Raw genomic sequence first — 17,301 nt, 5'->3', positions numbered from 1 at the left:
CGGGAGAGGGCAGTCGGCTCTTTGGCCAAACAAAAAACCCCGCCTCGGCCGAGGCGGGGTTTTCTGTATCCGGAAGCTCCGTATCGGGGGCTTAGCCGCCGACAACCGGGTCCTTGCAGATCAGCGCACGAATTTCGTCTTCATTGCGCGCCTTCCGCAGGCCTTCGCGCACGGCGGTCTGGCGGAAGAAACGGCTGACCTGGGCCAGGGCCCGCAGGTGGTCCGCCCCGGCGCCATCTGGCGCCAGCAGCATGAAGATGAGATCGCAGGGGCGGTCATCGATGGCTTCGAAGTCTACGCCATGAGCCAGGCGCAGGAAGCCGCCAACCGGCGCACTCAGACCGGCGAGGCGGGCATGCGGGATCGCAACCCCCTCCCCGACGCCGGTTGAGCCGAGCCGTTCCCGCTCCATGACAGCATCCTCAATCGTGCGCGCACCAATCCGGGTCGCCTCGCTGAGGGCCTCGCAAAGCACATGAATGGCTTGCTTCCGGCTGGTTGCCTCATGGTAGGGGATAATGACTCCACCTTGCAGCAGAGCACTCAAATCGGTGGCCATCAAACTACTTTCCGTAGCGCGTCGCATTAATTCCGGGGGGTATTGGCAGGGTCAACCCAGCCAATATGCCCATCGGGGCGGCGGTAGACCATATTCAGGCCATCATGGCTAGCGTTTCTGAACATCAGTGCCGGAACATCCTGCAATTCCAGCTGCATCACCGCCTCGGAAACGGACATCGTCCGGATCTGGACCTGGGTTTCGGCAACCGTAAGGGGAGCGTCGCCGACCTCCACGCCCGTATCAACAGAATCGTCTGCTTCCTCGTCATCTGTGGCCCGGATAAGGGTTTCTGCGGCAAACTCTGCCGGCAGGACGGGCTGGCCATTGGTATGATGGTCCTTCAGGCGGCGCTTATAGCGGCGCACCCGTTTTTCCATCTTGTCGAGACTTGCCTCCAGCGCGGCATAGGGGTCGTCCGCCTTGCCAGTCGACTGGAGAATGATCCCGGACGGCAAATGGACATTACAGTCGACTTCGACGAACGGACCCTGCTGGGATACAAAAACGTTCGCGTCTCCCGTGCGGCTGAAATACTTCGATACGGCGGCTTCGAGACCCGTCTCGATCCGCCCTCTCAGCGCCTCACCCAGTACCATATGCTTGCCGGTGATCTGAATCTGCATGGACGTCTCCTTTGCGGTTAGCCTTTAGGACCCCTTCTTTGAGATAAGTATGCCTCAGGAACCTTCCAGTGGCGACTCTAATCCGATCGAAGTTGTCCGATGTGTCTGAAACCTAATGTGTTAATGGCCCCGCGCCCGGCCATACGCAGTAATCCGGAAGGGCGGAGTCGGTTCCCGGCAAGCGGGCCAAATTCGGTTGATTGCGACCGGGCGATTGATTAGCATTGCCGGGTCAGAAAAGGAGAGGCTGTGGCGGGTTAGCCCGGCCCCCGCGAACGCGGGTCCTGACCGTCACTTCTGGTGATCCTTGTGTCCCGTAACCTTGTCACGACCTTGTCACGCCGCCGCAAATCCGCGCCGGCGCCTGCGAAAGGTCACACCATGCAACTTCAGATTTCCGTTATCACACTCGGCATTGCCGATATTTTCCGTTCACGCCGCTTTTATGCCGAAGGCTTTGGCCGGCAGCCGGCCTTCGAGAGTGAGAAGATCCTCCTCTATCAGATGAACGGGCATGTGATGGGCACCTGGAACCCAGCCTGGCAGATCAATGCCGAAGGCCACGCCAGCTTCGCCCTTTAGGCGGTCGCCCTACGCCTCCTCCGCCCTCTTCGAATAGCCATGCTTTTTGAGGAGGCCGCGGAGCTGGTGGTAGGTGAGGCCAAGGGCTTCGGCCGCCCGGCCCTGATGGCCGGCGGCGCGCGCCAGCGCGTCGTCGATCATTTGCATCTCGGTCAGCCGGATCGCTTCCTCGAACGTCCGGGCCGGGCCGGCGGGCCGGTCGGCCGGCTCAAGCGCAGGCGGCTCCGGCGGCGCAGATAGGGCCACCGGAATGGATGCGCCGTTGGAGTTTTTGCCCGGCTCGTTGGAGGAATGGTTGGAGTTTTTTGCGCCCCCTTTCAGGCCACTTTTCGGGCGCCAGGGAGAGGCGAACGGATCAAGCGCCGCCGGCTCGAACCGGACCGGTTCATAGGGCGCAGACAGCAGCGCGCGATGGGCGAGCCTTTCGGCGAAATTGCGCAGCTCGCGGACATTGCCCGGCCAGTGATAGGCTTCGATCGCCTCCAGCGCCGAAGGCGCAAATCCGGGAAAATCCTGAGCCATTTCAACGGCCATACGCCGCGCAAAGAACTGCGCCAGCAGGGTCTTGTCGCCATGCCGGGCGCGGAGCGGCGGCAGCGTGATCACATCGAAGGACAGCCGGTCCAGCAAGTCCCACCGGAACGCCCCGGCGTCCGCCATCGACGGCAGATCGCCATTCGTTGCCGCCACGATGCGAACATTGGTGGTCAGCACTTTGGAGCCGCCAACCCTTTGAAATTCCCCGTATTCTACGACCCGCAGCAGCTTTTCCTGCACCTGCTGGGACGCGGTTGCGATCTCGTCGAGAAAGATCGTGCCCCCGTCGGCCAGCTCGAACCGGCCCCGGCGCATCTCGGTCGCCCCGGTGAAGGCGCCGCGCTCATGGCCGAACAATTCTGAATCCAGAAGGGTTTCGGAGAGGGCCGCGCAATTGACCTTCACGAACGGGCCTTCCCACCGCTTTGACAGGAAGTGCAGCCGCTCGCCCACCAGCTCCTTACCCGTCCCCCGCTCCCCGATCACCAGCACCGAACGGTCGAGCGGCGCGAGCCGGCTCGCCTGCTCCAGCGCGCTGAGCCAGGCCGCAGATTCCCCAATCAGTTGAGTTGCCCTCTGTTCCATGAAGCATTTTTAGCCAATTTGATTGGCCAAATCCATCAATCTTTTGGCTGTATTAGCCTGCAACTCCTTAACGAATCGCCTGGAAAAACTTTTTTATTGTTATTTTACAAGGTGGTATGAAATTAATTTCGAACTGGCACGGGTCTTGAAATCTAGTTGCCATCAGGGCGACGGGCGTTGCCAACCAACTGAACCAAGGACGAAACAGAAAATGAGCTACCAGGACGATCACTACAGCCCCCGCACGGACGCTGGCCGCTTTGGCCGCTGGCTCAAGACGCGCCGGGCGGAGACGTGGATGTTCTTCGCCGTGGGCGTCTTCCTCGGCGGCTTCTTCTTCTGATCTCCAGTTACGAAAGGACAAACCCCATGGGTCTCTTCTCCCGTCTCGGCGACATCATCAACTCCAACATCAACGCGATGCTGGACAGCGCTGAAAACCCAGAAAAAATTGCCCGCCTGATCATCCAGGAAATGGAAGACACGCTGGTTGAAGTGCGCACGGCTGCCGCCCGCGCCATGGCTGACAAAAAAGAGATGGAGCGCGAAATCGTCCATTTCACCACCAGCCGTGACGACTGGGCCGCCAAGGCAGAGCTGGCCATAGACAAGGGCCGCGAGGATCTTGCCCGCGGCGCCCTGATCGCCAAGCAAAAGGCGGACACGGAAATCGAACGCCGCAAGCACGCGATGACCGTCGCTGAAGAAGCCTTCGAGCGCCGTCAGGACGACCTGACAAAACTCCAAGCCAAGCTCGACGAAGCCAAAGCCAAGCATCGCGCCCTCGTCATGCGCCGCGAAGCCGCCGAACAACGCATCCGCATGCGGACGCAAATGTATGATGGCCGCGCAGACGAAGCGATTGCCCGCTACGCAAACCTCGAGCGCAAGGTCGACGAGATGGAAGCTTATGCTGACGCCATCCGCGGCCGCGAGCCGAGCCTGGAGCAGGAATTCGCAGAGCTTGAGCAGAACGATGCCATCGAGCAGGAACTTGCCGCGCTGAAAGCCCGCAAGGCGAAGCCGGCCACGAAGAAGTCGGAGGGCTGATCCATGGTATTCTCGCTGATCTGCCTGCTGGGCTTCCTCGCCGTGATCTGCACGCCAGGCCTGATTGCACAAGCGCGTGAAGAGCGCGCCGCAGCGGCCATCGCTTCCGGCAAGGAGTAATCATGTCCGACGCGCTTATTCCGCTCATCGCAATCTTGTCGCTCTTCGTGGTGCTGCCAGGCATGGTGTTTCACTACATCACGCTCTGGCGCCGCCAGAAGACGCTGCAGCCGGACGATGAGCGGATGCTGGAGGATCTCTGGCGCTCCGCGAAAGCCATGGAGCGCCGCATAGAGACCCTCGAATCCCTCCTCGAAGCGCGCGATGCGGAGGCACACCGCCGCCCGCCCCGCCCGCACCGCTCCACATTTGACGAATAAGGACACTACCCCCATGTCCCGCAGTTCTTACGACCCCTACCATTCCCCAAACCCCAAGCGTTTCTACCGTTCGCGCCAGGACAGCGTCATCGCCGGCATTTGCGGCGGCCTCGCCGAACGCTTCGGCTGGGAACCCATCCTCGTCCGTGTGCTGCTGGTTCTGGCAACGCTCTTCGGCCTCGGACCGATCGCCATTGTGACTTATATGGTCGTATGGATGATTACCCCCCGGACCCCTTTGGGCTTTGGAACAATGAGCGCCGATGAGGACGCCTTCTGGCGCGGTGTTCAGGATCGCCCACGCGCGACTTTCGGCACCATCAAATACACCTTCATGGACCTCGACGAGCGCCTGAAGAATCTGGAACGAGCCGTCACTTCCGACGAATGGCGCCTGCGCCAGGAATTCCGCGACCTCGAAAAAGGCAACTGACCGGGCAACCGCCCACCAACACCAAACTCCGCTCAAAGGACCGGACAGATGAAACAGGGGCATCTCGTGAACAACAATTGGCTACTCGGCGGACTTGCCGTCATGGTCTTGGCAGTCACCGCAATCTTCAGCACCATTGCTGGCAATGTCTCGATGGAAGTCGCTGGAGTCTCCATGAGCCTCGAACGCCATGAGAATGGCGGGCTCCGCGTCTTCTTCGTGCAGGCGCCCTGAGGCGCCTACCGTCCCTTCCTCAGTCGCCGGAGGATCTGCCGCGCGGGATCAACAGCCCGCAAGGATGGCAGATCGGCCGGCAACGGAGCCCCCAACAGCTCCGCCAATATGGCGCCAGCGGCCCAGGGCGCCCAGGTAAAGCCCCGGCTTCCATAACCGCCAGCGACATACACATTCGGCAGGGCCGGCCAGACGTCCCGTTCTGATTTTCCATCCCACAGATTTTCAATTGCGCCGGCATCCGGCGCCTGTCCGATCAGCGGCAGGCGGTCCGGCGTCGTCGCCCTCACAGATGCACGCGACACTGCTTCTCCACGTCGGGCTTCATGCACCCACCAGGGGTTCAGCATTTCAAGCCCTTTCAGATTTTCTGCTCGGGCAGCATCCGAAACTTCGCTGGAATCTTCAGGGCCTGCGGGCTCAAACGTTGCGCCCCACAGGCGCTCCTCTCCCAAAGCAATCGCATAGGTGCCCGACGCCATCGCCGAGGGCGGCGCAGTCACCGCGCCCGTCAGGTGCTCCACCTGCCCCTGCCGGCCAGTCAGCTCAACTCCGGGAAGCAGGTTCCGGATCGCCATCCCGCCCGAAAGCACGATTGCGTCAAAAGCTTCGCCATTCACCCGCCTTTGCGCCAGATCGACCGTCACACCCGAACCAAGGCGAAGGTTCGCGCCTTGTAGCAAGCCCTCAACAATCTGCCTTGGGCGGAGGATCAGCGCCCGCTTGTGCAAAAGTCCGCCGCCGGAAATCGCCTCGAGGTCTTCCAAGGGTAGCGGCGGATCAGCAAGCAGTTTTGCAAACCGCTTCACCTCCGCTTCATTGCGCGGCGCCTGGCGAACATCTGTCATCTCGGCGCCTGGCATGCCGGCATAGAATTCCCGCGCAGCGAGATAAGCATCAATCAACAGCTTTGCTTCCGCCGTTTCCCCAACATCCAGTCGCGGCATCATCAGGGCGAGTGGATTGCCACTTGCGCCACTGGCCACCCCTGGCGCCGGATCAAACACGACGGCTTCAATGCCCGCGCGCGCAAGCCGCGCCGCAATCGTCGCCCCTGCTATGCCGGCGCCGAGTATGGCAACCCGTGAAGTAGCACCCGCCTGCTGCCCCTCACCCGGCAACACAGCTTCCAGTCGCTGCCGCTTCCGGCCATGCCCTTCTGCTTTGCGCACATCGAAACCAGCCGCAGCCAGCCCCCGGCGCACATCACCGGCGACCGTAAACGTTGCGGCCCGCGCACCCGGCGCAGACCGCGCCGCGATCAGCGGAAAGATGTCGCCCGCCCACATCCCGGTATTCTTCGCCGGGCTGAAACCATCCAGAAACCAGGCGTCCGCCGCAAAGCGGGAGGCGGGCAACGTCTCAGCAATATCGCCCAGATGCAGGATCAGCTCGATCCCGTCTTCATCGAATGCAATATGGCGCACACCCCGGACCGGCCCCGGCCAGCGCGCGAGAAGCTGATCCGAGAACGGACGAAGTTCCGGCCAGGCTTCAAACGCCCGGGCCGCATCTTCAGCCCTCAAAGGGAAAGCTTCAAAGCTGACAAAACTGAGCCGCGCCGCCGGGCCTGGGCGGTGGCTGCGCCACATCTGCCACAACGCCAGAAAGTTCAGCCCCGTCCCGAAACCTGTTTCCGCCACCGTGAACTGGCGCCGCCCGGCCCAGGCTTCCGGCAGTCCGCAGCCCTTGAGGAAAACTGTCCGCGTCTCCGAAAGCCCATCCTCGACGGAGAAATAAACATCCCCAAAAGCCTTCGCGACGGGAGTGCCATCCTCCCGCCACTCGATCTCAGGATGGGTCAGCAGCCGTGTCATGTGCCTGCCCTAGCCTGCCGCCACAGAAATGGGAACCGGGCCGGGCATTGCGCTTTTGCCGCGCCTGCCCCACTTTCAGGAACCACTGCCAAGAGGAAGCCAGTCATGAGCGATCTGAAAGTGAAGCGCGAGGATGGTCCGACGGGCGGACGCTACCTTGTGACCATTGATGGCCAGACGGCCGAAATGACCTACTCCAAGGCGGGCACCAGCCGCCTCATCATCGACCATACCGGCGTTCCAGATGCCCTGCGCGGCAAGGGCGCCGGCCAGGCAATGGTCAAGCAGGCAGTGGAAGAGGCACGCGCAGCCGGCATCAAGATCATCCCGCTCTGCCCCTTCGCCAAGGCGCAAATCGCCAAACATCCCGAATGGCAAGACGTGCTCGCCTGATCGCGGCACACAGGAGACAGACCAATGGGCATCCTTTTGAGAATTGTCGGCATTCTCTGGATACTTGGCGGACTGCTGGTCACGGCAGCCGCCGCCCTTGGCGCTATCGCGGCCAACAGCACAGCCAGCACCGCCTACAACATCGGCACAGTCATTGGCGCCGGACTGGTGCTTACGCCCGTGTGGCTCACTGGCATTGCCTTCTTCCTGTTGCCGGGCTGGATCCGTAAACAGCTCAGCTCGCACAAAACGGATATTTTTTCATGAGTTCCGAAATTACCCACGACGCCACCCGTCAGCGCTACAGTCTGATCGTCGAGGGCGTCGAAGCCTACCTCACCTATGAACGCCCAAGCCCCGGCATCCGCAAAATCACCCACACGATCGTTCCGGACGCGATCGGTGGGCGCGGCCTTGGCAAACGCCTCGTTGCCCGCGCAATCGACGACATCAAAGCGAGCGGCGAGCGTGTACTCTCCTCCTGCTGGTACGCTAGCGCCCTGATCGACAAGACCCCCGAATGGGCCTCGCTGAAGGCCTGAAAGCGCGATGAAAAAGAAGCCCTTCTGGGAAACCAAGACACTCGAAGAGATGACCCCCGAAGAGTGGGAAAGCCTCTGCGATGGCTGCGGCAAATGCTGTATCGTAAAGCTCGAGGACGAAGAGACCGGCGCGCTTGCCTACACCCGCCTTCACTGCAAATTGTTCGATGGCGCCACCTGCCAGTGTTCGGATTACGCAAACCGCAAGACACACGTGCCGGACTGCGTGCAGCTTACCCCAGTGGTGGTTGAGCAGGTCGACTGGCTGCCGCGCACCTGTGCTTATCGCCTCATCGACGAGGGCAAACCCCTTCCCGCCTGGCACCATCTTGTCTGCGGCGACCGCCATCGCATTCACGAGCTTGGACACTCCGTCCAGGGACAAACGGTTTCGGAAGACACCGTCTTCGAGGAAGATGAGATCGATTGGGTGATCGACTGGGAAGGCACCGAACCATAACCAATCAGTTATAAATCATTGACAACCCATATCCATCCGGTTATGGGTTTCCCGTGATGGAACACAGCGACATCTTCCGGGCCTTGTCAGACCCAACCCGCAGGGCGCTGTTCGAACGCCTCTGCCGGCAGGGCGATCAATCGGTTCATGCGCTGACAGCGGAGGCGGGCATTTCCCAGCCCGCAGTTTCGAAGCATCTCGGCATTCTAAGGCAGGCCGGCCTTGTCTCTGGCCACCAGGAAGGCCGCGAAACTCGTTACCATGCCGAGATCACAGCGCTGATACCGCTGATCGACTGGACCCAGGAAATGCGCGCCTTCTGGGAGCGCCGCCTCGACAGTCTCGAAGATCTCTTGAACAGGATGGACCAATGAACTGGAGCAGATTTGTCCGTCAGGGTCACCGCTGGGTATCAATTTTCTTTGTACTGCTTATCTCTGGCCTGCTCCTGAGTCAGGGCCTCGGCCATGAACCACCCGAATGGGCATTCTTCACACCCCTGCTGCCGCTTCTGCTGCTGATACTCTCCGGGCTATACCTCTTCGCGTTGCCCCATACGGCGCGGTGGTCAGCCAGAAGAAAGGCGTGAACATGCCAGGCAAACCGTCGTCATCCTCGGAAAAGGCATCACCAAAGCTGTTGTCAGGCGGCAACCCCCAGATTCCGAAGGGATATGGCGACGCCCCAGTCAAGGCCTATATCGCCGCCATGCCGTGCTGGAAAAGCGAGACCGGCGACCGGCTGGACGCGCTAATCGAACGGGCCGTGCCCGGTGTTGAGAAGGCGGTGAAATGGAATTCGCCCTTCTACGGACTGGAGAAAGACAGTTGGTTTCTCAGCTATCATTGCTTCACCAAATACATCAAAGTCACCTTCTTCCGCGGCACATCGCTCGTCCCCGTCCCGAAGGGCACCTCCAAACACCCCGAAGTGCGCTATCTGGACATATATGAAGACGAACTTGACGAAGATCAGTTCACAGATTGGGTCAGACAGGCGAGCCGCCTGCCCGGAGAAAAGCTCTAGATGCCGAACTCAAAGAACAACAACGATGAGGCCACAGCCTCCGAACGGATTGACGCACGGATTGCCGAATTGGCAGACTGGCGCGGGGAAAAGCTCGCCGAGGCCCGCCGTCTGATCCATGCTGCCCTGCCGGGCGTCACCGAAGCATGGAAATGGCGTGGTGTGCCAGTCTGGGAAAAGGGCGGCCTCCTCTGCACAGGCGAGACTTACAAGGACAAGGTCAAACTGACCTTCGCCAAGGGCGCGGCGCTGCCAGATCCGCAGGGCCTCTTCAATGCCAGCCTGGAAGGAAATGCGCGCCGCGCCATTGATCTCTACAAGGACGACAATCTGAACGCCAAAGCCTTCACCGCGCTCATCCGGGCTGCCGCAGATTTGAACGCCTCCGGAAAGAAGAAATGACTCAAACACGCTCCATCGTCATCGAACGCGATATTGCCCACCCGCCCGAAAAAATCTGGCGCGCGCTGACAACGCCCCACCTGATCGAGGATTGGCTGATGAAGAACGAGTTTGCACCCATCACCGGCCACCGGTTCCAGTTGCGCGCCGACTGGGGCACCGTTGATTGCGAAGTTCTGACCGTCGAGCCAGGCCGCACGCTCGCCTATAGCTGGAATGCTGGCGACGACGCGACCGGCCTGCGCAGCACCGTCATCTGGACCCTCGCGCCAACGCCGACCGGCACCCGCCTGCGCATGGAACAAAGCGGCTTCCGGAAAGGCCAGCCGCATTATTATGGCGGCGCCATGGCAGGCTGGCCGCGCATGATAGATGCGCTTGAGGCTGTCGCCGCCCGCGCGGCCTGATCCTTTCAGCCATCCTTAACGGCGCCGTGGCACCCTGCAGCCTATGGACGTTCTGCCCGCTTTCCTTGACCACCTGACTCGTGAGCGCCGCATGGCGGCCAAAACGGTGGAAGCGTATGGCAGCGACCTCTCGTTTTTTCTTGCCTTCCTGCGCGTGCATATGGGCGGCGAGCCGTCGCTAAAGATTCTGGGCGATGTGCGCGCGCGCGACATCCGCGCCTATCTCGCCGAGCGCCGCCGGGAAGGCCTGTCGGACGCTTCCGTCGCGCGCGTTTTGTCCTCGATCAAGGCGCTTTATCGTTGGGCTGACCGCGCCCATGGCATCAACAATGCCGAGGTCGGCTACCTTCAAGGCCCCCGCCGGCCCCAGCGCCTGCCCCGGCCCGTCTCCATCGATGCGGCGCGCGACCTGATTTCCGAAGCCGAAAACGAGCCCGATCAGGAGCCCTGGATCAACGCGCGAGACGCGGCCGTCCTCTCCCTGCTCTATGGCGCAGGCCTGCGTATCTCCGAAGCGCTCAGCCTGACCGGCGCAGACCAGCCCGCGCCCGACCGTCTGCGCATCAAGGGCAAGGGCGGCAAGGTGCGCCTCGTGCCGCTGATCCCGGCGGTGCGCGACGCCATCAATTCGTATGCGGAAATTTGCCCCTGGGCGCTCACGCGGGATCAACCGCTCTTCCGGGGCGCCAAGGGCGGCGCGCTCAATCCGCGCCTCATTCAGGGGCTGATGCAGAAAATGCGCGGCTATCTCGGCCTGCCGGACACCGCGACACCCCACGCCCTGCGCCACGCCTTCGCGACGCACCTGCTGGCAAACGGGGCCGACCTGCGCGCGATCCAGACGCTGCTGGGTCATGCCTCCCTGTCCACTACGCAGGTCTATACCGGCATTGACGCGTCGCGCTTGCGCGAGGCCCATGCCGCCGCTCACCCGCGCGCCTGAAGAGCCTCAGGGGGCGAGCTGCGCCGTCAAAGCGTCCGCCAGCAATCGGCCGCTCTCGGTAAGCGAGAGCTCCGATCCCTGCATCTTCACCCAACCCTGCTCGGCAAAGACGCCGATCTTGTCGCGCGATATGGACTTGCCTGAAACCAGCTCCACCCGGCGCAGATCCACACCCTCGGCGGCACGCAGACCCATCGCCAGGATTTCGCGCGCAACCTCGACTGGCTCCAGCTTGCCCGCATCGGCCCAGCCTTCCTGCAGCATCTGCACGCCGGCAATATAGGCTTCCGGCCGGCGCTCGGCTTCGGTTGCGTAACGGTTGCCCGAAACTGTGAGCCGTCCATGCGCGCCGGGCCCAACCCCGATCCAGTCCCCGCCCCGCCAATAGACGAGATTGTGCCGCGATTGATGGGCGGGAGAAACCGCATGATTGGAAACCTCATAGGCGGGGAGTCCGGCGCGGGATGTCATCTGTTGCGTTAGCTCGTAAAGATCAGCCTGCGAATCGTCTGGCATCGGAGTGATATCGCCACGCGCCGCAGCCTTTCCAAAAGCTGTCGCGGGCTCAAATGTCAGCTCGTAGAGCGACAGGTGCGGCGCTCCGAGCGCCAATGCATCGGCCAGCTCCGCTTCCCAGTTCGCCGGGGACTGGCCCGGTCGGGCATAGATCAGATCCATCGAGACCGAATCGAAAACACGCATCGCGCGACGCACGGCCTCGGCGCCCGCATCGGCGTCATGGTCGCGGCCGAGGAAGGCCAGCGCGGCGTCCCGCAAAGATTGGACACCCACCGACAGTCGCGTTACGCCCGCGCTCCGCAGGCCGGCAATATCCGCCCTCAGAACATCGTTGGGATTTGCTTCCAGTGTTATTTCGGCCCCTTCGCTGATCCCGAAAGTTTCAGACGCAGCTTTGAGGATTTCCGCCACCTGTTCAGGCCGCAGCAGCGCCGGCGTACCGCCGCCGAAATAAACAGTGTCCAACGTGCCGTGCTGGGGCAGCTTGCGGCGATGTGCGCGAATATCGTCAGCGATGGCGGAGACCAGCGGCTCGGTCACCCGATCCTTCGCGGCATAGACGTTGAAATCGCAATACGGGCAAACCCGCGTGCAATAGGGCCAGTGCACATACAGGCCAAAACCGAAATGCGGGCCGAACGGCGCAAAAACCTGGGTCATGGCAGCAGCGCCGCGCGCAGTTTTTCAACCGCCCTAGCCCGGTGGCTCATGCCATGTTTGCGCGCTGGGTCCATCTCCCCGAAGGTGAGCGTTTCACCATCGGCGACGAAAACCGGGTCATAACCAAACCCTTTCTCGCCGCGCGGCGGCCAGACCAGCTCGCCATGGACTTCGCCTTCATAGACAGCCTCTGTACCATCCGGCCAGACGACTGCCAGGGCGCAGACAAATTTCGCAGACCGGTCGGTCGAGCCTGAGGATTTCAGTTCCGCTTCGACCCGCTCCATTGCCTTGTAGAAGTCACGCGGCTCTCCAGCCCAACGCGCCGAATAGATGCCAGGCTGACCCCCAAGAGCCGTCACCGACAGGCCCGAATCATCGGACAGCGCCGGCGCGCCTGTAGCACGCGCTGCAGCGCGCGCTTTCAGCAGTGCGTTGCCCGAAAAGCTATCTTCGGTTTCATCAGGTTCATCCAGACCGAGCTCGAGGGCTGAAATAACCTCGAAACCGTGGGGTTCGAAGAGATCCTTGAGTTCAGAGACCTTGCCTCTGTTGTGTGTAGCTGCCACGAGTTTACCGGGCTCAAGGCGGGGCATGGCTGACGCATTCGTCACAGGTATGTGGCTCCAATCTTGCTTTGTGTGCAAAGTTATATATCGTTATTCGGTAATAACGGGACAGCGCGCTGGCAAAGTTCCGCTTCATAAACCATCAACCAAGCAGGGTGAAAAGGCCGAGTATGACAAAGACAGGCCGGAATTCCATGGCAGAAGCGATGACAGTGCTGGTCACTGTCGCGATGTGGATTGCTGGCGCGTTCGGCATCATCGGCATCCCTGTTCTCTCGCTTGGCCTCATCGCCAGCCTCTCGAATGGCGCTGCGTCCCTGCCCGGGATTGAAGCGCTGGCAGAAGGCGTTTCCCCTGGCAGCTTCGTGATCGCGCTCGGTCTGCTTTGCGTGATTGTGCCTGGCGTGATCTTCATTTGCATCCAGATGCGGCGCATCCTGCTGACGCTGGTTGAGGGCGACCCCTTCGTGCCGGAAAATGCCGGCCGCCTGTCGCGCATCGGCATTGCCATTGCCGTGATGGAACTTATTCGCATCGCGACGCTTCTTGTTGTGCGGGCCCTGCCCAGCCTCGTTGGCGATGCCCCACCCAAACTGTCGACGCAGCTAATACTGTGGATTTCCGTGGCGGCGCTGTTCATCCTTTCCCAAGTCTTCCGGGAAGGCACGCGCCTGCGCGACGAAGAGAAGATGACGATTTGAGGAGCCATCCGGACATGACCATTCGCGTGACCCTCGACCGAGTTCTGCTGGAAAGGCGCATGTCGCTGACAGAGCTTTCCGAACGTGTCGGGGTAACCCTTGCCAACCTGTCGATCCTCAAGACCGGCAAGGCCAAGGCGATCCGCTTCTCCACGCTGGAAGCGCTCTGCCGCGAACTCAAATGCCAGCCGGGCGACCTGCTCGTCTTCGACACCGAAGGCGAAGAAGACGAACGCAAGGTCGCGGCTGAATAGCCTTCAAAGCCCCAGCGCAGCCCGCTGCGCGGCGAACAGCTCCGTGCAGCCTTTCTCGGCCAGGCGCATCATCTCGCTCAGCTCATCACGCGCGATCGGGCGGGCTTCGCCCGTGCCCTGCACTTCGATGAAGCCGCCATCGGAGCTCATCACGACATTCATGTCGGCTTCGCCCGACGAATCCTCAGGATAGTCAACGTCCAGCACCGGCGCGTTCTGGAAGAGACCGACGGAAATAGCCGCCGCCTGTTTCATGATCGGATCGGCCTTGATGACGCCTTCGGTCTGCAGATAACGGCAGGCGAGCGCCAGGGCGACGAAACCGCCAGTGATCGACGCGGTGCGCGTGCCGCCATCGGCCTGCAGCACATCGCAGTCGATGGTGAGCGTGTTTTCGCCCAACGCCGCCAGGTTCACCACCGAGCGCATGGAGCGCCCGATCAGGCGCTGGATTTCCTGCGTGCGGCCAGATTGCTTGCCGGCGGCCGCTTCCCGGCGGCCACGCGTATGGGTGGCGCGCGGCAGCATGCCGTACTCCCCTGTCACCCAGCCCTCGCCCTTGCCCTTCATCCAGCCAGGCACGCCCTTCTCCCAGCTGGCGGTGCACAGCACATGGGTGTGGCCGAACTTGACCAGGCAGGAGCCTTCGGCATAGCGCGTCACACCGGTTTCCATTGAAAGCGGGCGCAGCTCGTCAAAAGCGCGGCCCGAGGGGCGAACAAGATTTGGCATCTTCGGGAATCCTTCTAGCTGAGGGCCTGATTTGCGGGTTTTGCGCTGGCTGTCTACACCGGTGCTGCCAAGGGGAGAAACGACACGTATGGCCAGCGATATCGAGATTGCCCGCGCGGCGAAGAAACTCCCGATCCAGAAGATTGCCGAACGGATCGGCGCGGGCGCCGAAGACATCATTCCCTATGGCCATGACAAGGCCAAGCTGTCGGCGACTTTCCTTGCCCGTCAGGCAGCCCGGCCAAATGGCAAGCTGATCCTCGTCACCGCGATCAACCCTACCCCGGCGGGCGAAGGCAAAACCACCACCTCCATCGGCCTGGCCGATGCGATGAACCGGATCGGCGCAAAGACCCTGCTCTGCCTGCGCGAACCCTCCCTTGGTCCCTGCTTCGGCATGAAGGGCGGCGCCACCGGCGGCGGCCTCGCCCAGATCGTGCCGATGGAAGACATCAACCTGCATTTCACGGGCGATTTCCACGCCATCACTTCGGCCCACAATCTCCTCTCCGCCATGGTGGACAATCACATCCATTGGGGCGGCGAGCCCCGGCTCGAAACCGTGCGCACCAGCTGGCGCCGCGTCATGGACATGAACGACCGTAGCCTGAGGAATATCGTCTCCGGCCTCGGCGGCCCCGGTAATGGATCTCCGTCGGAAACCGGCTTCGACATCACCGTCGCCTCCGAGGTCATGGCCATCCTCTGCCTCGCCGCCGATGCTGAGGATCTGGAAGCCCGCCTCTCCCGCATCATCGTCGGCTATACGCGCGAAAAGGTTGCCGTCACCGCTGCTGACATCAAAGCCACCGGCGCCATGATGGCCCTCCTGCGCGACGCGATGCTGCCAAACCTTGTCCAGACGCTGGAAAACAACCCCTGCCTCGTGCATGGCGGCCCTTTCGCCAACATCGCTCATGGCTGCAACTCCGTCATCGCCACGGCCTCGGCGCTGAAAATGTCGGATTATGTCGTCACCGAAGCCGGCTTCGGCGCAGACCTTGGCGCAGAGAAATTCCTGGACATCAAATGCCGCCAGGCGGGCCTTGCGCCCGATGCCGTCGTCCTGGTTGCCACGATCCGTGCCCTGAAGATGCATGGCGGCCTGGCCAAGGACGAACTCGGCAAGGTCAGCTATGAGGCGCTCGAAAAGGGCCTTGCTAACCTTGCTCGCCATATCGAGAATCTGCGCAGCTATGGCCTGCCCGTCATCGTGGGCATCAACCGCTTCAACACGGATACAGAAGGCGAAGTCCACGCCCTTCAGGCATATTGCGAAAAGCTCGCCGTTCCGGTCTCTCTCTGCACGCATTGGGCAGAGGGCGGCGAGGGCACTGAGGATCTCGCCCGCGGCGTTGTCCAGCTGATCGAACAGGGCACGGCCGCCTTCAAACCTCTCTACCCGGACAATCTCTCTCTGCTGGAAAAGATCGAGACAGTGGCAAAGTCCATCTACCGGGCAGACCGTGTAGAGGCCACGCGCGCCGTAAAGAACCAGCTCGCCGCCTGGGAAAAGGCCGGCTTTGGCCATCTGCCCGTCTGCATGGCCAAGACGCAGTATAGCTTCTCGACAGACCCTGCCCTGCTTGGCGCGCCGGAGGGCCATGTCGTGCGCCTGCGCGAAGTGCGCCTGGCGGCGGGGGCCGGCTTCGTTGTCGCCATCTGCGGCGACATCATGACCATGCCCGGCCTGCCCCGCCACCCAGCCGCCGAACACATCCACCTCAACGCTGAAGGCCAGATTGAAGGGCTGAACTAGCCCTTCAAAATAGCCATTTAGCAAAAACCGAAAATAGATATTGCCGCTAATTAGCAATTTTGCTAATTAGCGGCTGTGGAAAACAACGTCTTCAAAGCTCTTGCGCACCCGGCGCGGCGGCAGATCCTTGCGATGCTCCGCAAAGGCCCGCGCCTTGCCGGGGATCTCGCCGCCGAGTTTGAGGCAAGCTGGCCCACCATGAGCCGGCATCTCGCGGTCCTTAAAGAGGCAGACCTCATCACAGCAGAGCGTCAGGGCAACCAGATCCTCTACCGGGTGAACACCAGCGTTCTGGAAGATGCAGCATCCGCCCTGCTCGGCCTTCTCGGCCGGGACAATGGCGACGACGACATCAAGGAGGCAGCCGAATGAAACCCTTTATCCGCACAGGCCTGATCGCATCGGCCATCGCCTTCCTGCTGACAGCAGGGGCCGCGCTCTACACATGGAACGCCCTGCCCGCAGTCGGCGAAGTTCCCGTCCATTGGGGCCCGGATGGGCGCGCAGATCAGTTCGCTGCCAAATCGGAAGCGTGGATCTATCTCGCCATCTTGCCCGGCTCGATCCTGTTCATCAGCCTGATCCTGGCGCTGGTACCATTGATTGACCCGCGCAAGCAGAACATCGAAACCGGCCGCCGCGCCTACCTGGCCACCTGGATCGCCACCCTTTTCGTGCTCGTTTTGGTGCAGGGCGGCATCTCGGTCAGCATGCTGAAATCCGGCGCGGACGCCGAACCGTCCAGCATGGCCGTCCGCCTGATCATTGCCGCCTGCGCCGCGCTGTTCATTGTGATCGGGAATTACCTACCCAAGACACGGCCCAGCTTCATGTTCGGCATCCGCACGCCCTGGACGCTGTCGTCCGACACCGCCTGGGAGAAGACCCACCGGTTTGCGGGCCCCCTCTTCATGCTGGCAGGCGGTTTGGGCCTCCTCGGCGCTTTTGTCTTCAGCGGCATCTGGCTGGCCCTGCAGCTCAGCGTCCTGGTGATCAGCGTCGCCCTTGCATCGGTGGTCTACTCCTACTTCGCCTGGCGCGGCGCCAGCGACCGGGACGCCGGCACAGGGCTCACGATCTGACGCGGCCCACCCCCAAAATCTCCAAGGGCGGGGCCGAAAGGTCTCGCCC

Annotated in this window: 27 protein-coding genes; 20 read left to right on the top strand and 7 right to left on the bottom strand. The window is 61.9% G+C overall.

Features of this window, described 5'->3' with window-relative positions; translation table 11 throughout:
- Positions 1–91: 91 nt before the first annotated feature.
- Positions 92–559 (bottom strand): PTS sugar transporter subunit IIA, encoded by a 468-nt coding sequence (locus tag K1X12_RS05190; protein WP_220986565.1) that lies wholly within the window; start codon positions 557–559, stop codon positions 92–94.
- Positions 560–585: 26 nt separating this feature from the next.
- The gene (hpf, locus tag K1X12_RS05185; RefSeq protein WP_220986564.1) at positions 586–1,185 is read right to left on the bottom strand and encodes a ribosome hibernation-promoting factor, HPF/YfiA family; all 600 of its coding nucleotides are present in this window, start codon (positions 1,183–1,185) and stop codon (positions 586–588) included.
- 381 nt (positions 1,186–1,566) lie between these two features.
- Between hpf and K1X12_RS05180 the strand changes: the two genes are divergently transcribed.
- Positions 1,567–1,767: a VOC family protein gene (locus tag K1X12_RS05180; protein WP_220986563.1), complete on the top strand. Its 201-nt coding sequence runs from the start codon at positions 1,567–1,569 to the stop codon at positions 1,765–1,767.
- Between the two features lie 9 nt (positions 1,768–1,776).
- Here the strand turns inward: K1X12_RS05180 and pspF are convergent, their stop codons facing one another.
- Entirely contained in the window at positions 1,777–2,889 is a 1,113-nt protein-coding gene (pspF, locus tag K1X12_RS05175) for a phage shock protein operon transcriptional activator (RefSeq protein ID WP_220986562.1), read from the bottom strand.
- Between the two features lie 211 nt (positions 2,890–3,100).
- Between pspF and K1X12_RS17050 the strand changes: the two genes are divergently transcribed.
- The 5 genes from K1X12_RS17050 (at position 3,101) to K1X12_RS05155 (ending at position 4,986) form a co-directional block, all read left to right on the top strand.
- Positions 3,101–3,232 carry a hypothetical protein gene (locus K1X12_RS17050; RefSeq protein ID WP_255563915.1) on the top strand — a complete coding sequence of 44 codons (132 nt, stop codon included), beginning with the start codon at positions 3,101–3,103 and terminating at the stop codon, positions 3,230–3,232.
- Between the two features lie 26 nt (positions 3,233–3,258).
- Positions 3,259–3,939, top strand: coding sequence for a phage shock protein PspA (pspA, locus tag K1X12_RS05170; protein WP_220986561.1), 681 nt, complete (start codon positions 3,259–3,261; stop codon positions 3,937–3,939).
- 122 nt (positions 3,940–4,061) lie between these two features.
- The gene (pspB, locus tag K1X12_RS05165; protein WP_220986560.1) at positions 4,062–4,319 is read left to right on the top strand and encodes an envelope stress response membrane protein PspB; all 258 of its coding nucleotides are present in this window, start codon (positions 4,062–4,064) and stop codon (positions 4,317–4,319) included.
- A 13-nt stretch (positions 4,320–4,332) separates the two neighbouring features.
- Positions 4,333–4,752, top strand: coding sequence for an envelope stress response membrane protein PspC (pspC, locus tag K1X12_RS05160; protein ID WP_220986559.1), 420 nt, complete (start codon positions 4,333–4,335; stop codon positions 4,750–4,752).
- A gap of 48 nt (positions 4,753–4,800) precedes the next feature.
- Positions 4,801–4,986: a hypothetical protein gene (locus tag K1X12_RS05155; RefSeq protein ID WP_220986558.1), complete on the top strand. Its 186-nt coding sequence runs from the start codon at positions 4,801–4,803 to the stop codon at positions 4,984–4,986.
- Between the two features lie 5 nt (positions 4,987–4,991).
- Here the strand turns inward: K1X12_RS05155 and mnmC are convergent, their stop codons facing one another.
- Positions 4,992–6,803, bottom strand: a complete 1,812-nt coding sequence (gene mnmC, locus K1X12_RS05150; protein ID WP_220986557.1) for a bifunctional tRNA (5-methylaminomethyl-2-thiouridine)(34)-methyltransferase MnmC2/FAD-dependent 5-carboxymethylaminomethyl-2-thiouridine(34) oxidoreductase MnmC1 — start codon at positions 6,801–6,803, stop codon at positions 4,992–4,994.
- Between the two features lie 105 nt (positions 6,804–6,908).
- Between mnmC and K1X12_RS05145 the strand changes: the two genes are divergently transcribed.
- The 9 genes from K1X12_RS05145 (at position 6,909) to K1X12_RS05105 (ending at position 10,976) form a co-directional block, all read left to right on the top strand.
- Positions 6,909–7,196, top strand: a complete 288-nt coding sequence (locus K1X12_RS05145) for a GNAT family N-acetyltransferase (protein WP_220986556.1) — start codon at positions 6,909–6,911, stop codon at positions 7,194–7,196.
- A gap of 24 nt (positions 7,197–7,220) precedes the next feature.
- The gene (locus K1X12_RS05140) at positions 7,221–7,463 is read left to right on the top strand and encodes a hypothetical protein (protein WP_220986555.1); all 243 of its coding nucleotides are present in this window, start codon (positions 7,221–7,223) and stop codon (positions 7,461–7,463) included.
- On the top strand, positions 7,460–7,738 hold the full coding sequence (locus K1X12_RS05135) for a GNAT family N-acetyltransferase (RefSeq protein WP_220986554.1): 279 nt from the start codon (positions 7,460–7,462) through the stop codon (positions 7,736–7,738). The genes K1X12_RS05140 and K1X12_RS05135 overlap by 4 nt, the downstream gene beginning before the upstream one ends.
- Positions 7,739–7,745: 7 nt before the next feature.
- Positions 7,746–8,198, top strand: a complete 453-nt coding sequence (locus tag K1X12_RS05130) for a YcgN family cysteine cluster protein (RefSeq protein ID WP_220986553.1) — start codon at positions 7,746–7,748, stop codon at positions 8,196–8,198.
- 56 nt (positions 8,199–8,254) lie between these two features.
- Positions 8,255–8,572 (top strand): ArsR/SmtB family transcription factor, encoded by a 318-nt coding sequence (locus tag K1X12_RS05125; RefSeq protein ID WP_220986552.1) that lies wholly within the window; start codon positions 8,255–8,257, stop codon positions 8,570–8,572.
- A gap of 217 nt (positions 8,573–8,789) precedes the next feature.
- The gene (locus K1X12_RS05120; RefSeq protein ID WP_220988798.1) at positions 8,790–9,224 is read left to right on the top strand and encodes a DUF1801 domain-containing protein; all 435 of its coding nucleotides are present in this window, start codon (positions 8,790–8,792) and stop codon (positions 9,222–9,224) included.
- Positions 9,225–9,626, top strand: a complete 402-nt coding sequence (locus tag K1X12_RS05115) for a DUF1801 domain-containing protein (RefSeq protein WP_220986551.1) — start codon at positions 9,225–9,227, stop codon at positions 9,624–9,626. It begins immediately after the preceding gene.
- The gene (locus K1X12_RS05110) at positions 9,623–10,033 is read left to right on the top strand and encodes an SRPBCC family protein (protein ID WP_220986550.1); all 411 of its coding nucleotides are present in this window, start codon (positions 9,623–9,625) and stop codon (positions 10,031–10,033) included. The genes K1X12_RS05115 and K1X12_RS05110 overlap by 4 nt, the downstream gene beginning before the upstream one ends.
- Before the next feature lie 43 nt (positions 10,034–10,076).
- Positions 10,077–10,976, top strand: coding sequence for a tyrosine recombinase XerC (locus K1X12_RS05105; RefSeq protein ID WP_220986549.1), 900 nt, complete (start codon positions 10,077–10,079; stop codon positions 10,974–10,976).
- 6 nt (positions 10,977–10,982) lie between these two features.
- Here the strand turns inward: K1X12_RS05105 and hemW are convergent, their stop codons facing one another.
- Both hemW and rdgB read right to left on the bottom strand, forming a co-directional pair.
- On the bottom strand, positions 10,983–12,155 hold the full coding sequence (gene hemW, locus K1X12_RS05100; RefSeq protein WP_220986548.1) for a radical SAM family heme chaperone HemW: 1,173 nt from the start codon (positions 12,153–12,155) through the stop codon (positions 10,983–10,985).
- The gene (gene rdgB / locus K1X12_RS05095; RefSeq protein ID WP_220986547.1) at positions 12,152–12,751 is read right to left on the bottom strand and encodes an RdgB/HAM1 family non-canonical purine NTP pyrophosphatase; all 600 of its coding nucleotides are present in this window, start codon (positions 12,749–12,751) and stop codon (positions 12,152–12,154) included. The genes hemW and rdgB overlap by 4 nt, the downstream gene beginning before the upstream one ends.
- 143 nt (positions 12,752–12,894) lie before the next feature.
- Between rdgB and K1X12_RS05090 the strand changes: the two genes are divergently transcribed.
- Both K1X12_RS05090 and K1X12_RS05085 read left to right on the top strand, forming a co-directional pair.
- Positions 12,895–13,425 carry a DUF2975 domain-containing protein gene (locus tag K1X12_RS05090; protein WP_225907877.1) on the top strand — a complete coding sequence of 177 codons (531 nt, stop codon included), beginning with the start codon at positions 12,895–12,897 and terminating at the stop codon, positions 13,423–13,425.
- 14 nt (positions 13,426–13,439) lie between these two features.
- On the top strand, positions 13,440–13,679 hold the full coding sequence (locus K1X12_RS05085) for a helix-turn-helix domain-containing protein (RefSeq protein WP_220986546.1): 240 nt from the start codon (positions 13,440–13,442) through the stop codon (positions 13,677–13,679).
- A gap of 3 nt (positions 13,680–13,682) precedes the next feature.
- Here K1X12_RS05085 and rph read toward each other — a convergent pair whose 3' ends face one another.
- Entirely contained in the window at positions 13,683–14,411 is a 729-nt protein-coding gene (rph, locus tag K1X12_RS05080) for a ribonuclease PH (protein WP_220986545.1), read from the bottom strand.
- 88 nt (positions 14,412–14,499) lie between these two features.
- On the opposite strand from rph, the gene K1X12_RS05075 reads away from it, so the two are divergent.
- From K1X12_RS05075 to K1X12_RS05065, 3 genes are all read left to right on the top strand, one after another.
- Positions 14,500–16,170, top strand: a complete 1,671-nt coding sequence (locus tag K1X12_RS05075) for a formate--tetrahydrofolate ligase (RefSeq protein ID WP_220986544.1) — start codon at positions 14,500–14,502, stop codon at positions 16,168–16,170.
- 75 nt (positions 16,171–16,245) lie between these two features.
- Entirely contained in the window at positions 16,246–16,542 is a 297-nt protein-coding gene (locus K1X12_RS05070) for an autorepressor SdpR family transcription factor (protein ID WP_220986543.1), read from the top strand.
- Complete coding sequence (locus K1X12_RS05065) at positions 16,539–17,252, top strand: SdpI family protein (protein ID WP_220986542.1); 714 nt, start codon at positions 16,539–16,541, stop codon at positions 17,250–17,252. The genes K1X12_RS05070 and K1X12_RS05065 overlap by 4 nt, the downstream gene beginning before the upstream one ends.
- Positions 17,253–17,301: the final 49 nt, after the last annotated feature.

It is taken from the genome of Hyphomonas sediminis, from assembly GCF_019679475.1.
Taxonomy (GTDB): Bacteria; Pseudomonadota; Alphaproteobacteria; order Caulobacterales; family Hyphomonadaceae; genus Hyphomonas; species Hyphomonas sediminis.
This window is presented reverse-complemented; position numbering and strand designations above follow the sequence as displayed.

What these genes read in the sequence shown, in the direction of transcription:
- K1X12_RS05190 (WP_220986565.1), bottom strand. Translation starts at nt 559, where the DNA reads ATGGCCACCGATTTGAGTGCTCTGCTGCAAGGTGGAGTCATTATCCCC.
- hpf (WP_220986564.1), bottom strand. Translation starts at nt 1,185, where the DNA reads ATGCAGATTCAGATCACCGGCAAGCATATGGTACTGGGTGAGGCGCTG.
- K1X12_RS05180 (WP_220986563.1), top strand. Translation starts at nt 1,567, where the DNA reads ATGCAACTTCAGATTTCCGTTATCACACTCGGCATTGCCGATATTTTC.
- pspF (WP_220986562.1), bottom strand. Translation starts at nt 2,889, where the DNA reads ATGGAACAGAGGGCAACTCAACTGATTGGGGAATCTGCGGCCTGGCTC.
- K1X12_RS17050 (WP_255563915.1), top strand. Translation starts at nt 3,101, where the DNA reads ATGAGCTACCAGGACGATCACTACAGCCCCCGCACGGACGCTGGCCGC.
- pspA (WP_220986561.1), top strand. Translation starts at nt 3,259, where the DNA reads ATGGGTCTCTTCTCCCGTCTCGGCGACATCATCAACTCCAACATCAAC.
- pspB (WP_220986560.1), top strand. Translation starts at nt 4,062, where the DNA reads ATGTCCGACGCGCTTATTCCGCTCATCGCAATCTTGTCGCTCTTCGTG.
- pspC (WP_220986559.1), top strand. Translation starts at nt 4,333, where the DNA reads ATGTCCCGCAGTTCTTACGACCCCTACCATTCCCCAAACCCCAAGCGT.
- K1X12_RS05155 (WP_220986558.1), top strand. Translation starts at nt 4,801, where the DNA reads ATGAAACAGGGGCATCTCGTGAACAACAATTGGCTACTCGGCGGACTT.
- mnmC (WP_220986557.1), bottom strand. Translation starts at nt 6,803, where the DNA reads ATGACACGGCTGCTGACCCATCCTGAGATCGAGTGGCGGGAGGATGGC.
- K1X12_RS05145 (WP_220986556.1), top strand. Translation starts at nt 6,909, where the DNA reads ATGAGCGATCTGAAAGTGAAGCGCGAGGATGGTCCGACGGGCGGACGC.
- K1X12_RS05140 (WP_220986555.1), top strand. Translation starts at nt 7,221, where the DNA reads ATGGGCATCCTTTTGAGAATTGTCGGCATTCTCTGGATACTTGGCGGA.
- K1X12_RS05135 (WP_220986554.1), top strand. Translation starts at nt 7,460, where the DNA reads ATGAGTTCCGAAATTACCCACGACGCCACCCGTCAGCGCTACAGTCTG.
- K1X12_RS05130 (WP_220986553.1), top strand. Translation starts at nt 7,746, where the DNA reads ATGAAAAAGAAGCCCTTCTGGGAAACCAAGACACTCGAAGAGATGACC.
- K1X12_RS05125 (WP_220986552.1), top strand. Translation starts at nt 8,255, where the DNA reads ATGGAACACAGCGACATCTTCCGGGCCTTGTCAGACCCAACCCGCAGG.
- K1X12_RS05120 (WP_220988798.1), top strand. Translation starts at nt 8,790, where the DNA reads ATGCCAGGCAAACCGTCGTCATCCTCGGAAAAGGCATCACCAAAGCTG.
- K1X12_RS05115 (WP_220986551.1), top strand. Translation starts at nt 9,225, where the DNA reads ATGCCGAACTCAAAGAACAACAACGATGAGGCCACAGCCTCCGAACGG.
- K1X12_RS05110 (WP_220986550.1), top strand. Translation starts at nt 9,623, where the DNA reads ATGACTCAAACACGCTCCATCGTCATCGAACGCGATATTGCCCACCCG.
- K1X12_RS05105 (WP_220986549.1), top strand. Translation starts at nt 10,077, where the DNA reads ATGGACGTTCTGCCCGCTTTCCTTGACCACCTGACTCGTGAGCGCCGC.
- hemW (WP_220986548.1), bottom strand. Translation starts at nt 12,155, where the DNA reads ATGACCCAGGTTTTTGCGCCGTTCGGCCCGCATTTCGGTTTTGGCCTG.
- rdgB (WP_220986547.1), bottom strand. Translation starts at nt 12,751, where the DNA reads ATGCCCCGCCTTGAGCCCGGTAAACTCGTGGCAGCTACACACAACAGA.
- K1X12_RS05090 (WP_225907877.1), top strand. Translation starts at nt 12,895, where the DNA reads ATGACAAAGACAGGCCGGAATTCCATGGCAGAAGCGATGACAGTGCTG.
- K1X12_RS05085 (WP_220986546.1), top strand. Translation starts at nt 13,440, where the DNA reads ATGACCATTCGCGTGACCCTCGACCGAGTTCTGCTGGAAAGGCGCATG.
- rph (WP_220986545.1), bottom strand. Translation starts at nt 14,411, where the DNA reads ATGCCAAATCTTGTTCGCCCCTCGGGCCGCGCTTTTGACGAGCTGCGC.
- K1X12_RS05075 (WP_220986544.1), top strand. Translation starts at nt 14,500, where the DNA reads ATGGCCAGCGATATCGAGATTGCCCGCGCGGCGAAGAAACTCCCGATC.
- K1X12_RS05065 (WP_220986542.1), top strand. Translation starts at nt 16,539, where the DNA reads ATGAAACCCTTTATCCGCACAGGCCTGATCGCATCGGCCATCGCCTTC.